We start from the raw sequence: 13,784 nt of genomic DNA, 5'->3' as shown, positions 1-13,784 counted from the left end.
TTAGCTTGTAAACAAGCCTGATAGAATGATGGTAACATTTTAAATTTTTGAGTAGTTGCCATAACCACTCTATTTCTTTGGGGGACATTTGGCTAGAGTCTTTATCCTGCCTACCTTTAAACCTCTTTGTCACCCCTTGAGAGCCGAAACTCAACTAAGCGTCTTATCGGGGCAATGTTTAGATAGAAGGATTTCTAGCAAGGAAGAACTGAAAAGGGAGGTAGAAACATGGCAAAAAGAAAGTAATCAGACTGCATCTACAGTAATATGGACGTTTACGGCCAGCAATGCTAGGGTCAAGCTGAAACATCTTTATCCTGTGTTTGAGGAGGAGGAATCGGGAGAATCTATTGCACCAAATTAGCTGAAACACTCCACTACACCTTAGATAAAGAAGCCACTGTAACAGAAATTAACGTTTATCAGGAAAAATATAGAAAACGGGTTTCTCGAAGAAACCCGTTTTCTGAGTTTCTCGTAGTGTTCATCACCTGATGAGATTGCTTCAGGGTGTTATAGTGTTGAGACAAGTGCAGCTTTTTACCCCATCTCTCCATCTCCTAATCCCTGACTGATAACTGATTACCGGTCACTGATAACTGAATATCCCCCAATAACTAAAGGAAAGATAAAGTTATCGATCGCCCTCCGGAGCCAGTGTCAGAATAAAAGCAGGGAGATGACCAGGGAAAACCGACAACTCTCCATATTTTTCCCGTCATCGCCCCTAAAATTTATTTGGTTAAGATTTATGCAAACTGCCAATCCTCCTCAAACGGAGAAAAAAGAGCATCCCAGTGGCGATAAACGCTTCAAAGTCCTGGACATTACCATGAAGCGAGCAGGATATAATCAATCAGCCCTGATTGAAGTCCTGCACAAGGCCCAAGAAGCTTTCGGATTCCTAGAAGAAGATGTTCTCCTCTACGTTGCCCGGGCGCTAAAACTGCCCCTCAGTCGCGTCTATGGGGTAGCAACCTTCTATCATCTCTTTTCCCTGAAACCGGCGGGAAAACACACCTGTATTGTCTGTATGGGGACTGCTTGTTATGTCAAAGGCAGCGGCAAAATCCTCGAAGACATCGAAAACAGCTTTGATGTCAAAGTGGGAGAAACCACCGCCGATGGAGAAATTTCCCTAGTGTCGGCCCGTTGTATCGGGGCTTGTGGGATTGCGCCGGCCGTGGTCTTCGATGGAGTCGTGGCCCCGAAACAAGATTCGGAAACTGTCCTAGCGAAACTACAGAGTTTCTCCCAGTAATTTTTCACTCTAGTGGATTGAGAAGAATATGGACTTACAAGAATTATTGGCAGTGGCCGCAAAGGAAAAAGCTAGACAAAAAAGCATCCGGGTGCATTGTTGCACTTCCACCGGTTGCCAAGCTGCTAACTCCCTCCAAATCGAAAAAAACCTCGCCACCGCCGTCAAAGAGGCACACCTAGAGGATACAGTCGAAGTGGTGGGGGTCGGTTGTATGGGCTTTTGTGGTCGCGGTCCGTTGGTGGAAGTGGATCCCCAGGATCTCCTATACGAAGAAGTCACCCCGGAAAGTGCGGCCAGCATTATTGCAGCCTTAAACGGCGGCAAAACCGAGGTGCAATTAGGGGACTCAAAACATCCCTTTTTCTCCCATCAAGTCAAAATTGTCCGGGAAAATAGCGGTAAAATCGATCCCGATCGCATTGAGGAATATATCGCCGTCGGTGGTTATCAATCTCTCTACAAGGCCCTCTACGAGATGACTCCGGCCCAGGTGGTGGAGGAAATCACCCAAAGCGGTTTGCGCGGCCGGGGCGGTGCCGGTTATCCCACTGGTTTAAAATGGGCGACGGTGGCTAAACAACCGGGTCAACAAAAATACGTTATCTGTAATGCTGATGAAGGCGACCCCGGGGCGTTTATGGACCGTAGTGTTTTGGAAAGTGACCCCCATTTAGTCCTGGAAGGAATGGCGATCGCTGCCTATGCCGTGGGGGCCGATCATGGTTATATCTATGTTAGGGCCGAATATCCTCTGGCGATTGATCGTCTGCAAAAAGCGATTAATCAGGCCAAAAAATTTGGTTTAATGGGTTCCCAAGTATTCGAGTCCACTTTCGATTTTAAGGTGGATATCCGCATCGGGGCGGGAGCTTTTGTCTGTGGAGAGGAAACCGCTCTCATCCATTCTATCGAAGGCGGCCGCGGCACTCCTCGCACCCGTCCCCCCTATCCGGCCCAATCGGGCCTCGATGGTTGTCCCACCCTGATTAATAACGTGGAGTCCTACGCTAACATCGCCGCTATTATCCGCGAGGGAGCCGCTTGGTATGCCAATATCGGTACTGCCAGCAGTAAAGGCACAAAAATCTTCGCTTTAACGGGAAAAATCCGCAATAATGGGCTGATTGAAGTGCCGATGGGCATTACTCTCCGGGAAATTGTCGAGGAGATGGGGGGTGGTATTCCCGATGGTCAGGTGAAAGCGGTACAAACCGGCGGCCCCTCTGGGGGTTGTATTCCCGCTAATTTACTCGATACTCCCGTAGATTACGAATCCTTAGCCAAACTCGGTTCGATGATGGGATCTGGGGGTATGGTGGTCATGGATGACACCACCAGCATGGTGGAAGTGGCGAAATTCTATATGGAATTCTGTCGCGAGGAGTCCTGTGGTAAATGTATCCCCTGTCGCACGGGAACAGTACAAATGTTTGAATTATTGGCCAAAATTATCGCTCGAAAGGCCGATATTCACGACCTCGAAAACCTAGAACATCTCTGTCAAATGGTCAAGGAAACCAGTCTTTGCGGTCTTGGTCAAAGCGCTCCCAACCCGATTTTAAGTACCCTAAAGTATTTTAAGGAGGAATATCTGGCTCTGTTACAGGAAATCAAGTACCCCGTCTCTGTTTGAGAATAACTCGATCGAGGCCTAACAATCTTCGGCCTCGAGCAATTTTTTCGGTTACGCGAAGTCTGGTGGGCTGCCGGGTTATCTTGGAGAGAGTTAGCAGTAGTCTCAGGAGACAATAGATTATGACTTGGCGCGGCTCAACCGATACAAAAGATCGCATTTTTGCAGCCTTAGTATATCTTTTACCCTTATATTCGGCCTTTGCCTTCGGTATCTTTATCTTCCAGCAAATTCCTTTTTTAGGAGCGGCCTTAGCAATAGTTTTAACTCCCTTAGCTTTTCTCTATAGTTCTCTGGGAAGCTTTGGCAGTTTAATTATCTTTTTCGTCCTCTTTTTCGCCGTGGTACGCAATCCCCGCATCAGTCATTTTATCCGATTTAACACCATGCAGGCGATTTTAATCGATATTTTGGTGTATTTATTGGGATTGCTCTTAGGTTTCGTCGCTAGGGGTGGGGCGAATTTAGTGGTAGAAACTCTTTTTAACGTCGTCTTTTTGGGAGCATTTGCCGCCTGTGTTTACAGCATTATACAGTCGGTTATCGGCAAATACGCCGATATTCCCACAATTTCCGAGGCGGCCTATTCCCAGGTGGGAGGTTAGGTTAGGCTGGCTGAATGAATCTAAAAACCATGTTGGGTAAGACTTTTAGACTTTTTGTCAATCAAAAAGTACTGGATCTGGGAGTGATCGGGGGGAAAATCCCTGGACTTTTTCCCTGAAAATTAGGTAATTGACCTCCTCAAAATCGGGAAAACCCTACACCCCACACCCCACACCCCACACCCTCTCCCCACAAAAAACTTTTTCAGCAGACCCTAATTAAGCTTGAGTTTGTCCCCTTTTTCGGCTACAGTCTCTCCAGAATCAATGCGTTCGCTGCCAGGCCACATCTATGAGTCCATTTAAACAGACGCTACGGGAACTCAACGCTCAGAAGGGGAAAATAGCCGCTTCTGTGGGCAGAAAAACGCCTAAACGAGTTAATCGTTGGTTTAAATGGCTTTCTCCCGGTCTTTTTGTCAAACGCTGGCTTTTAATCAGTTTAACCGGCGTTTTTCTCACCTCCTTCGGTTTGGCTATTTGGGTAAAATTAACCCCAGTTAATCGCTTTTTAGAGTTTGTTTCCCAAGCATTAGAAATGATCGCACGCTTGGTTCCCAATTCTGTTTCTGGGCCGCTGGCGGTTTTGCTGGGTGTCTTTTTGTTATTCTGGGGTCAGAGTCGCACCGTCGAAACGATTACAGAAGCACTACAACCGGACGCATCGGAGGAATTAGTTGATCTCCTACGCACCCATCGTCGTCTTCATCGCGGCCCGAAAATTGTAGCAATTGGTGGCGGTACAGGTTTATCGACGCTTTTACGCGGTTTAAAACAGTATAGTTCCAATATCACCGCTATTGTCACCGTAGCTGATGATGGCGGTTCTTCGGGCCGATTACGTCGGGAAATGGGCATTTTACCCCCGGGGGATATTCGCAATTGTATCGCCGCTTTAGCCGATGAGGAAAAGTTATTAACGGAATTGTTTCAATATCGCTTTCATGCCGGGGATGGTTTATCGGGCCACAGTTTTGGTAATTTATTTATCAGTGCTATGACCGAGATTACTGGCGATCTGGAACAGGCGATCGATGCTAGTGCCAAAGTTTTGGCCATTCGCGGTAAAGTGCTACCTGCTACCCTTACCGATGTTAGTCTCTGGGCTAAGTTAGCCGATGGGCGCATTATTGAGGGAGAATCGAAGATAACCGAAGCTATGGGCCAAATTCGTCAGATTGGCTGTCATCCTGCCGATCCGGTCGCTTTACCGGCTGCTTTAGCGGCAATCAAGGAGGCAGATTATATTATCATCGGGCCGGGTAGTCTTTATACCAGTATTATCCCTAATTTGTTGGTTCCCGCAATTCGTCAGGCCCTGGCACAGGTGACAGTCCCCCGGGTCTATGTTTGTAATATTATGACCCAGCCCGGGGAAACAGACAATTATTCGGTGGCTGATCATTTGCGAGCGATCGAAGGAGTCTGTGAAGAACGCATTATTGATGCGGTTTTGGCCCAAAGAACTTTCCCATCGCCCCAATCCCTACAATTATACGCCCAAGAGCATAGTCATCCTGTGTTTTTAGATCGCGAGGAAGTGGGAAAAATGGGTTATCGCATTGTTTTAGCGAATGTAATGGCAGAAGATGAAGTTACTGGCAAAGTTAGTCACGATCCCCAACGTTTAGCCCGAGTTTTATGGCGCTGGTATGCTAAAAAGTAAATAGCGAGATGACTAAATGTTTTTATCTAGCTTTGTCAAGTTATAAAATCATATTTTTGGCTTTAATTTGCCGACATTAGCCAAATTTGCTGATTAAAGCCCTAGGAAAAAATTAGCCTAAAAACCATTTCGCCTTATTCTGTGTTATACTCAGATTTTGAAGAGAGATGATCATGCACTACTCTACTAAATCTAATCAAGAGACAGGTGCGACAGTCTATTCCCCAAGCGATGGAAGTGAATTAATTCCTGCTGAGGTTAAACTAGATATAAACGGGCAAAACTATCAATCACTTAATATACCTCTCCCAGAGGGCTATACAGTAGATGATGAAGGAATCATCAATAACTATGGTAGCGAACCCAAGATTTATCTATCAAAATACCCATCTTTAGAACAGCAAAAATGGTATATTTTGCAAGGATTAGGGGCGGTTTTATTGGTTGCTTTGGTGTTATTAATCACCTTTTCCGTTAGCTAGATAAAAACCGTAGGATTGACATTTAAGTTGAGCGAGACAGGAAAACTTTAATTTACACCATAGAGTCTGCATCCCAAGTATCGGGAGCGTATATTGGAACCGACTCTATCTATCTGTCCAAATAGTAAATCTGACAGCTGAACTTTTTTACTTTGCTAAACTTGATATCATTTTTCAAAAGTAATGACAGACTTTGTTGATCATTTCAAAGCGCAATCCCTCTCGGAGAAAGGAATTGCACTTTCAGATGTTAGTCACGACTATTGAAAATTGGTATGACAATTTTTTTCAGTTTTTTGTGGGTTGCTTCGTGATCAACAATAGAACAACCAATAGAGATAACTTCTCAAAGGAAATTCAACAGGTATGAAATTTAATCCTTCTCTTAGTCAAGAACCTCGCTATCAGGCAATTCCTGTTATGCAGATAACTTCCAAAGAAACCCTTCTCCATTGGTTAGAACGGACAGGAAGATTAAAATTACGTCAATCTGATGCTCATCCCGATTCGCAAATTTTAGAAGAATTAGACGATATTATCGATCCAGATAATTATGCTATAGAAGAAGAAGAAGAAGAGGAAGAAGAATAAATAGTCTTAAGTAGGTGGGTGGAATTAAATATAAGATGAACGTAGGTTGGGTTGAAGCATGAAAACCAACGCCCGCTCATGTTACGCTACCGCTAAACCATCCTACAAATAATTGTGCCTCCCTACTTACTGGGAGTTAGGAGTGAAATTTCAATTATCTAATATTCAGGAGATTAAGAAAGTGGTATCAACGAAAAAAACGGCTTTAATTTACTGTGAAAATCAGTTTGGACGTGTGGATGGAAAAACGGCAGCTGGCTTGATCCGACAATCAGAAATATATACAATTGTTGGTGTGCTGGATAGTTCCTTAACAGGAAAAGATGCGGGAGAAGCATTAGGAGACAAAAAAAATCATATTCCCATTTTTGCCAATTTACAAACAGCCTTAGAAAAACTTAGAGATGTTCCCAATTGTTATATCTACGGCAAAGCACCCTTAGAAGCGTTTATTCCCCCCCTAGAAAGGCTGCTAATTTTAGAAGCAATGGCACAAGGAATGGATATTATTAATGGTTTGCATCAATTCTTCTCCGAAGATTTAGAATTTAGGGAGCAAGCTAGTCAGTATGGTGTGCAAATTACAGACATTCGTAAACCACCACAATTAGCTGATCTTCATGTATTTACTGGGCAAATTTCCCAAGTAAATATCCCCGTTATTGCCTTTTTAGGAACCGATTGTGCTTGCGGAAAAATGACCACTGCGGTGGCAGTTAATCAAACTCTCCAAGGCTTGGGTATTAAGTCTGTCTTAGTCGCTACTGGACAAACTAGCTTGATGCAGGGAGCAAGATATGGGGTTTCGATCGATGCTTTGGTTTCTCAATTTGTCATCGGTGAAATTGAAAATGCTGTGGTTCAAGCTTTTGAGCAAGAAAAACCCGATATTATTTTAGTGGAAGGACAAAGTTCTCTGAGTCATCCTGCTTTTATGAGTTCCGTGGGAATTTTGAAAGGAAGTATGCCCGATGGGATTATTTTACAACATCCCCCAGCCCGAAAATTTCGCTGTGATTTTCCTCATTTAGCCATGCCAAAATTACAGGAAGAAATTTCACTAATTGAGGCAATTTCTCCCACTAAAGTTATCGCTATTGCGATTAATCACGAAAATCTCACCGCAGCAGCCACTGAGCGTATTATTGCCAAATATGAGCGAGATTTTCAGTTACCGACTACTGATGTTTTGTTACACGGATGTGAGAAATTAGTCCAAGCTTTATGCGATCGCTTTCCGAAATTAAACCGGAAAATCAAAGGGGAAATTTTAGCTGCAATTCCCGCAATTGGGAGCAAATAGGCTGATGAAAGACGTTTTACCCAGAATCGAGATTTCTCTCCCGAAAATACGCCATAATGCTCGTTTACTCTGCCAATTATACGGCAGCAAGGGACTTTCTGTGATGGGAGTTTCCAAAGCGATTTTGGGTGATCCCTCGATCGCCTTGGCGATGATTCAAGGTGGAGTCAACTTTATCGCTGACTCTCGAATCGAAAATATTCTCAAAATGAAACAAGCAGGAATAGTGACAACTTTTGTTCTGTTGCGTACTGCCTTGAGTCAAGCAGAATCAGTGGTTAACATTGCAGATATCAGCTTAAATACCGAATTAGCAACAATTCAGGAACTTTCCTATTATGCTCAAGAAAAACAAAAAATACACCGCATTATTATCATGACGGAGTTAGGGGATTTACGCGAAGGTGTACTGCCGAAAGATCTCATCAAGTTCATCAAAAAAACCCTCGCTTTTCCCTTTATCAAAATTGTTGGACTGGGTTGTAATTTGGCTTGTTATGGAGGTATTAAACCTGATAGCCATAATATGAGCAAATTATCCGTGTTAACAGATACAATTGAGCAGGAATTTTTAATAAAATTACCGATTATTTCAGGAGGCAATTCTGCTAACTATCAATGGTATCAAAAAAGTAGCGAAGTTGGTCGGATTAATAATCTGCGTTTAGGAGAATCAATTTTATTAGGTTGTGAAACAGTTAATCGACAAGTGATACCTGGTTTATATACCGATGCTTTTCGGTTAATTGCTGAAGTAATCGAATCTAAAGATAAACCATCTCTACCCTCTGGAGAAATTGGTCGAGATGCTTTTGGTAATGTTCCTAGCTTTATTGATCAAGGCATTCACCGTCGAGTTATTATTGCATTAGGAAGACAGGATGTTCTTATCTCTGGATTGCAAGCGAGTCAGGAGATAAAAATATTAGGTTCTAGTAGCGATCATCTAGTTCTTGATAGTCATAATAAGAGGTTAAAAGTAGGGAGCGAAGTCAGTTTTAATCTTGATTACGGAGGACTTTTAACAGCCATGACTTCTCCTTTTATTACTAAAAGTTATGCTCTCAATGCAGTAGCACAAATGTCTTGATCGATGAATAAATATCCACAGATATATTTAGGGTCTGCTGGCTTATCACCTTGACATCAGGGCCGTAGAGATTTGTACTCAATTACTATCCTATCGCTAAATTCTGGGAAGAAATCAAAATCCCCCTAAATCTTTAACAAATTCCTAATCATCTCGTTTGGCCCCATGATCAGCCGCCCCGAGGTATAATTCCCCTACTTTCGGGTTATTGAGTAAATCTTGACCCGATCCCTGAAAACGATCTTGACCACTTTCTAAAACATAACCTCGATCGGACATCATTAGGGCTTTTTTGGCATTCTGTTCCACTAAAATAATTGCAGTTCCCGTCTGATTAATCGCTTTTATCTGTTCAAAAACGCTGGTTACTAAGATAGGAGATAAAGCTGCCGAAGGTTCATCGAGAATTAATAAATCTGGTTGCAACATCAGCGCTCGTCCCATGGCTAACATCTGTCTTTCCCCTCCGGATAAAGTGCCAGCTTTCTGACGACGGCGCTCGTCCAAACGAGGAAACATGCCATAAATGCGCTCTTTTAGGGGTTTAATCGCTTTTTTACTGGTAAAAGCCCCCATTTCCAGATTTTCCTCGATGCTAAGGGATGGAAAAACATTAGCAATTTGGGGAACATAACCCATACCGAGGGGAACGATTTGATTAGATTTCCAACCAGCGATATTTTTTCCCTTAAAAGTGATAGTTCCAGCACTGGGTTTTAATAAACCAAAAATCGTCTTAGCAAGGGTAGATTTTCCTGCACCATTGGGACCGATAACTGTGACTAATTCCCCCGGTGCAATGCGAAAGTTAACCCCTTGCAATATGTATAAATCCTGCACATAACCAGCATAAACTTGTTCAACTTCTAAAAGATAATCCATGGCAAGGTAAAAAGGAGATAGGAGAGAGTAATATGAATGGGGAAGTGGGGAAGTGGGGAAGTAGGGAAGTGGGGAAGTGGGGAGCATTTTCAGTAATCAGTAAACTGAAAACTTACATCTGATAACTTAAAACTTACATCTGATAACTTATATCTGATAACTGATAACTGATAAATTAGGGCGTTTTTTGTAAATCGGGACGTTCTTCTGGCAGAATTGCACCTTCGACGGGACATACTTGAAGACAGATACCACAGTCGATACAAGTGGCAAAATCAATCCAATACCAATCTGTTCCTTTAACATTTTTACCCGGTCCTGGATGGATACAAGCAACAGGACAAGCGGAAACGCAATCAGCAACCCCTTCACAAATTCCAGTGACGATCGAATGTGGCACAGTGTTTTCTCCTCTAATTCTTAACATTACTTTACCACTTTTAGGCACTGCCGTGCCAGGATCGGATCATTGTTAGGAAACTTTCTCTTAATTCCCTAAAATATTGGGAGTTTTTTCTTGATCTTAGCAAGAAGTAAAATAGAAGTTTTCGCTAGGGTTTTTACTATTCCCTTACGGGAGGACAAATAGTTAATTTGTTCCTGTAATTCCTGATTATTTTTCTGGAGATAATTATGATTATTTTCTAATTCTCTTAGTGATATTTCCATCTCTTGCATAGTATGATAATCTTGCTGTTGTTTCAGATACATTGTCTGTTGTGCTTCCTGTAATTTTCTTAACTCTAACCAGACTTGATTCTGACTTGATTCCTTAGTTTCACTGAGCGCATACTGGAAAAAATTACTAATTTCTGCCGCTATTTTTTGATTAACTTCAACAAGCTCGATAATACCAATTTTTTCGGGGGTAATTTTCGGGTATAACCTTCTTAAATTTTGGGCGATATCAGAGGAAAAAGTGATGATTCTAGAAGCGGACAAAATTGCATAGTGTTTTTCTAAATCTACTGGTAAATTACCATTTTCTTCTGGGGATTCAGAAGCAAGCAAAAGTAGAGAAGGAGTGGTTAAGGGACTGGTATAAAAAGTGGAAATAAATAAATTAGCCTGTAGGCGGTCGCAAATAGCTTGGATTTTTCTGGCATCCTTTCCCGTACAATTATAATCGTAGGATTCCGCAGGCCAATATTTAAATTCTTCCCATCTTGGTGCGCTGTTATTTCTATCTAAAATAACAATCTGTTGAGTCAATTCTAATTGACTCCAATGCTCTAGAATTGAAGACCAAACCCTGGCTAATTTTCCTTGATTGATTTGAAAAATCACGCCATCAATAACAATAATAGGGCATCTTTTCTGGGAGATAGCTTGAATTGTTTGTAATTTTTCTCGCTCATCCTTATTTAAAATTTTCCCTAAATCTTCCATCTTAACTGGATTGGGTTTAATTTCTATATCCTTAATTTCTGGGTGAGGAATTTCATAGATTTTACATACTTGATAATGTTCCTCTAATGCTTGACCATTGCTGCCATGTTCTAAACCTTGGAGATTTAAATAATATAAACCTAAAATCTCAGGAATTAAAGCCATTTTTTCCCCTTGACTGCCGATTCTTAACCAAAATTCGTAATCACCAGCACAGCGAAAATTTTCCTGAAAATAACCATATTTATCGTGCATCATTTTTCTCCACATTGGTTGGGAACCCACACAACAACCTTGACGCATCTGTTCATAGGAGTAATTTGGCCAATTCCAATGTTTTAAAGCTGGGGTAGTGGCAAAAGTATCATTTTTAATTGTAGTAATTAATTGATCGGCATAAACTAAACTAATCTCCCTATTATTATCTAGATAATTAGCCATAATTTCCAGAGCATTGAAACAGTGACGATCATCAGTATTACCATTGGTCAGATAAAGACCCCTAGCTAGTTTAATAGCGCGATTCCAAGCGCAGTACAGGGTTTCTCGTTCTTTAGTTCTCTGGTAAATAATATTAGGATAATTTTCTTGAAACTCTTGGATAATCTCCCCTTCATTCTCCGGAGAAGCACTATCGATAATAATAATTTCTACTTCTCCCTTTTGATAAAGAGTTTGAGTAACTAAATCCTCTAGACAACCCCGGATAAACTCTGCTGATTTATAGGTAGAAACAATCACAGAAACTTTGATCCTCTGCACGGGTATAGAGTTATTATAACTAGGATTCATTGGCTTATCTGATCGCAATTCAAGACAGAAAATTTTTTGATAATTTTGAAAAAGAAGATTTTAAGACTCTATATTCGATCGAGAGAATTGTCAAGATGTTATCGACTCTTAGTGAAGATGCCGGTTTATTTACCTTTTGCTTGTTACTTGACATAATAAAAAACTATAATGAAAAGGCTGTGGAAAATGAGCAACAATGACCGTATCTTCCTCCCTAGACTGGCTAACCCGTGGAACCAGTGACCTATTCCCCCATCAACCCAACTCCCAAGACCCTAGGGAAAATTTAACCCAACTACTGCAAACTACCGATCGCCCTTTAAGAATTAAACTAGGTATTGACCCCACCGGCAGCGATATTCACCTAGGTCATAGTATCCCTTTTCGGAAACTGCGTGCTTTCCAGGATGCCGGTCATTTAGCAGTGGTGATTATTGGTGATTTTACCGCTAGAATTGGCGATCCGACGGGAAAATCGGAAGTTAGAAAACAATTGACGAGCGAAGAAGTGAGAGCTAATGCCGAGAATTATCTGGCACAATTACGCCCAATTTTAGATTTTAACACCCCTAATCGCCTAGAAATTCGCTATAACTCGGAATGGTTAGGGAAATTAGACCTCTCGCAAATTCTCGAACTTCTCTCCACCATGACTGTGGGGCAAATGTTGGCAAAAGAAGGCTTTTCCGAACGCTACGACAAGGAAAACCCGATTTTTCTCCATGAATTTCTCTATCCCTTAATGCAGGGTTATGATTCCGTAGCTGTCGAGGCCGATGTGGAATTGGGAGGAACCGATCAAAAATTTAATATTGCCGTCGGTCGTGATTTACAGAAATATTTCGGCAAAAAACCGCAATTCGGGCTACTTTTACCGATTTTAATCGGAACTGATGGCAGTCAAAAAATGTCCAAATCCCTGAATAATTATGTGGGATTGCGGGAATCGGCCCTGTCCATGTACTCGAAACTGGAAAAAACCCCCGACGCTTTGCTAAAAGATTATTACGAACTATTGACAAACTTGCCCTTAGATGCTATGCCAAGCAATCCGCGAGAGGCACAAAAACAACTGGCGATCGAGGTAGTTGCCCAGTTTCACGGGAAAGAGGAAGCATTAAAGGCACAAAAAACGGCGCAGGAGATAGTTCTACAGGGAAATACGGCAGCTGCGGCCTCTGTACCCGAATTTTCCCTCACATCGGTCACTTTTCCCCTGAAATTATTCTATCTTCTTGCGGCCACCGGCTTATGTAAAAGTAGCGGCGAAGGGAGAAGACAGATTCAGGGGGGTGCAGTCAGAATCGATAGTGAGAAAATCACCGATGTGGACAAAAGTTTTGAGACAGCCGAAGCTTTAACTGGAAAAGTCCTACAGGTGGGCAAAAATAAATTTATTCGCTTTGTAGCTTAAATAAGCGAAAAAGTCCCTATTCGGCGGCTTTTTCCACGATTTCTAACTCAAAATCTCGAAAATGGGCTTTAAACTTTTTACTGAACTCGACGAGGACAGGTAGATTGGCGCTAACCGGTCTGCCACGCCATTCGGTGACAAACGCTTTCACCTGTCCCTCTAGTCCTTTCACGTCAAAAGGATTCGATTTGTGTTCAGGATGATGATAAACCACCACGGACTCAATTACACGAACTTGATCGCCAACTTTCATAAACTCTCTAGCGAAGACAAACGCCTATTGTATCTTTGAAAACAATCTTATCATTGTAGGCGATATCAGTGATCAGTAAACAGTGATCAGTTATCAGCGAAATGGGGGAAGTGGGGAAGTGGGGTGTGGGAATTATGAATTATGAATGGTTCTTCGGTTTGTGTTATGCAATGGACTGGGGTTATAAGGGATGTAACCCTTATGTAGAAAGGCATTTGGCGATTTTTGTTAATTGTTTTTGATCTAGAGCGAACTCATCAATTAAGTCTCTTGCCAGAGAAGGATTTAGTCAATTTATGCCCCCCTATCGAACCACAACAAGTAACGAAGAGCCATAAAAATAATCTCCTGCCGACCGCGTCCTCAAGTCAACAAGGTCATTAAACCTAAATAAAGCTTTGCGGGATCGAGGGTGACAAC

General features: G+C 42.1%; 14 protein-coding genes and 1 pseudogene. 11 read left to right on the top strand and 4 right to left on the bottom strand.

The window, feature by feature from the left end:
• Positions 1–142: 142 nt before the first annotated feature.
• The 9 genes and pseudogenes from IM496_RS17080 to IM496_RS17040 form a co-directional block, all read left to right on the top strand.
• Positions 143–364: pseudogene (locus tag IM496_RS17080) on the top strand (IS630-like element ISMae25 family transposase); the annotation flags it as partial.
• 387 nt (positions 365–751) lie between these two features.
• Entirely contained in the window at positions 752–1,261 is a 510-nt protein-coding gene (gene hoxE, locus IM496_RS17075; protein WP_002774001.1) for a bidirectional hydrogenase complex protein HoxE, read from the top strand.
• Between the two features lie 28 nt (positions 1,262–1,289).
• A complete protein-coding gene (gene nuoF / locus IM496_RS17070) occupies positions 1,290–2,897 on the top strand; it encodes an NADH-quinone oxidoreductase subunit NuoF (RefSeq protein ID WP_287662673.1) in 1,608 nt (535 codons plus the stop codon).
• A gap of 122 nt (positions 2,898–3,019) precedes the next feature.
• A complete protein-coding gene (locus IM496_RS17065) occupies positions 3,020–3,502 on the top strand; it encodes a Tic20 family protein (protein ID WP_194018246.1) in 483 nt (160 codons plus the stop codon).
• A 292-nt stretch (positions 3,503–3,794) separates the two neighbouring features.
• A complete protein-coding gene (locus IM496_RS17060) occupies positions 3,795–5,168 on the top strand; it encodes a gluconeogenesis factor YvcK family protein (RefSeq protein ID WP_194016113.1) in 1,374 nt (457 codons plus the stop codon).
• A 173-nt stretch (positions 5,169–5,341) separates the two neighbouring features.
• A complete protein-coding gene (psb34, locus tag IM496_RS17055; RefSeq protein ID WP_002783665.1) occupies positions 5,342–5,650 on the top strand; it encodes a photosystem II assembly protein Psb34 in 309 nt (102 codons plus the stop codon).
• 366 nt (positions 5,651–6,016) lie between these two features.
• The gene (locus tag IM496_RS17050) at positions 6,017–6,241 is read left to right on the top strand and encodes a DUF3134 family protein (RefSeq protein WP_104398192.1); all 225 of its coding nucleotides are present in this window, start codon (positions 6,017–6,019) and stop codon (positions 6,239–6,241) included.
• A gap of 142 nt (positions 6,242–6,383) precedes the next feature.
• Positions 6,384–7,544, top strand: coding sequence for an N-acetyltransferase DgcN family protein (locus IM496_RS17045; RefSeq protein WP_194016115.1), 1,161 nt, complete (start codon positions 6,384–6,386; stop codon positions 7,542–7,544).
• Positions 7,545–7,548: 4 nt separating this feature from the next.
• Positions 7,549–8,634, top strand: a complete 1,086-nt coding sequence (locus IM496_RS17040) for an alanine/ornithine racemase family PLP-dependent enzyme (RefSeq protein WP_194016118.1) — start codon at positions 7,549–7,551, stop codon at positions 8,632–8,634.
• 144 nt (positions 8,635–8,778) lie between these two features.
• On the opposite strand, the gene IM496_RS17035 is transcribed toward IM496_RS17040, so the two are convergent.
• The 3 genes from IM496_RS17035 to IM496_RS17025 all read right to left on the bottom strand — a co-directional run bounded on the left by IM496_RS17035 (position 8,779) and on the right by IM496_RS17025 (position 11,697).
• Positions 8,779–9,516 carry an ABC transporter ATP-binding protein gene (locus IM496_RS17035; protein ID WP_194016120.1) on the bottom strand — a complete coding sequence of 246 codons (738 nt, stop codon included), beginning with the start codon at positions 9,514–9,516 and terminating at the stop codon, positions 8,779–8,781.
• Positions 9,517–9,691: 175 nt separating this feature from the next.
• A complete protein-coding gene (locus tag IM496_RS17030) occupies positions 9,692–9,916 on the bottom strand; it encodes a ferredoxin family protein (RefSeq protein ID WP_016516721.1) in 225 nt (74 codons plus the stop codon).
• A 95-nt stretch (positions 9,917–10,011) separates the two neighbouring features.
• Entirely contained in the window at positions 10,012–11,697 is a 1,686-nt protein-coding gene (locus IM496_RS17025) for a glycosyltransferase (protein ID WP_194016122.1), read from the bottom strand.
• Between IM496_RS17025 and IM496_RS17020 the strand changes: the two genes are divergently transcribed.
• Positions 11,697–11,897, top strand: coding sequence for a hypothetical protein (locus IM496_RS17020; protein ID WP_287662670.1), 201 nt, complete (start codon positions 11,697–11,699; stop codon positions 11,895–11,897). The two genes, IM496_RS17025 and IM496_RS17020, sit on opposite strands and share 1 nt — an antisense overlap.
• Positions 11,894–13,111, top strand: a complete 1,218-nt coding sequence (gene tyrS / locus IM496_RS17015) for a tyrosine--tRNA ligase (protein ID WP_194016124.1) — start codon at positions 11,894–11,896, stop codon at positions 13,109–13,111. Before IM496_RS17020 ends, tyrS begins: the two co-directional genes overlap by 4 nt.
• Positions 13,112–13,127: 16 nt before the next feature.
• On the opposite strand, the gene IM496_RS17010 is transcribed toward tyrS, so the two are convergent.
• Complete coding sequence (locus IM496_RS17010) at positions 13,128–13,364, bottom strand: ferredoxin-thioredoxin reductase variable chain (RefSeq protein ID WP_002762902.1); 237 nt, start codon at positions 13,362–13,364, stop codon at positions 13,128–13,130.
• Positions 13,365–13,784 lie beyond the last annotated feature (420 nt).

It is taken from the genome of Microcystis sp. M049S2 (assembly GCF_020245625.1).
Lineage (GTDB): Bacteria > Cyanobacteriota > Cyanobacteriia > Cyanobacteriales > Microcystaceae > Microcystis > Microcystis ichthyoblabe_A.
The sequence above is the reverse complement of the archived record's forward strand: the minus strand, read 5'-3'. Positions and strand labels throughout refer to the sequence as shown.

Bases quoted from the DNA above. Each gene is read 5' to 3' on its own strand.
- hoxE (WP_002774001.1), top strand. From the start codon at position 752: ATGCAAACTGCCAATCCTCCTCAAACGGAGAAAAAAGAGCATCCCAGT.
- nuoF (WP_287662673.1), top strand. From the start codon at position 1,290: ATGGACTTACAAGAATTATTGGCAGTGGCCGCAAAGGAAAAAGCTAGA.
- IM496_RS17065 (WP_194018246.1), top strand. From the start codon at position 3,020: ATGACTTGGCGCGGCTCAACCGATACAAAAGATCGCATTTTTGCAGCC.
- IM496_RS17060 (WP_194016113.1), top strand. From the start codon at position 3,795: ATGAGTCCATTTAAACAGACGCTACGGGAACTCAACGCTCAGAAGGGG.
- psb34 (WP_002783665.1), top strand. From the start codon at position 5,342: ATGCACTACTCTACTAAATCTAATCAAGAGACAGGTGCGACAGTCTAT.
- IM496_RS17050 (WP_104398192.1), top strand. From the start codon at position 6,017: ATGAAATTTAATCCTTCTCTTAGTCAAGAACCTCGCTATCAGGCAATT.
- IM496_RS17040 (WP_194016118.1), top strand. From the start codon at position 7,549: ATGAAAGACGTTTTACCCAGAATCGAGATTTCTCTCCCGAAAATACGC.
- IM496_RS17035 (WP_194016120.1), bottom strand. From the start codon at position 9,516: ATGGATTATCTTTTAGAAGTTGAACAAGTTTATGCTGGTTATGTGCAG.
- IM496_RS17025 (WP_194016122.1), bottom strand. From the start codon at position 11,697: ATGAATCCTAGTTATAATAACTCTATACCCGTGCAGAGGATCAAAGTT.
- tyrS (WP_194016124.1), top strand. From the start codon at position 11,894: ATGACCGTATCTTCCTCCCTAGACTGGCTAACCCGTGGAACCAGTGAC.
- IM496_RS17010 (WP_002762902.1), bottom strand. From the start codon at position 13,364: ATGAAAGTTGGCGATCAAGTTCGTGTAATTGAGTCCGTGGTGGTTTAT.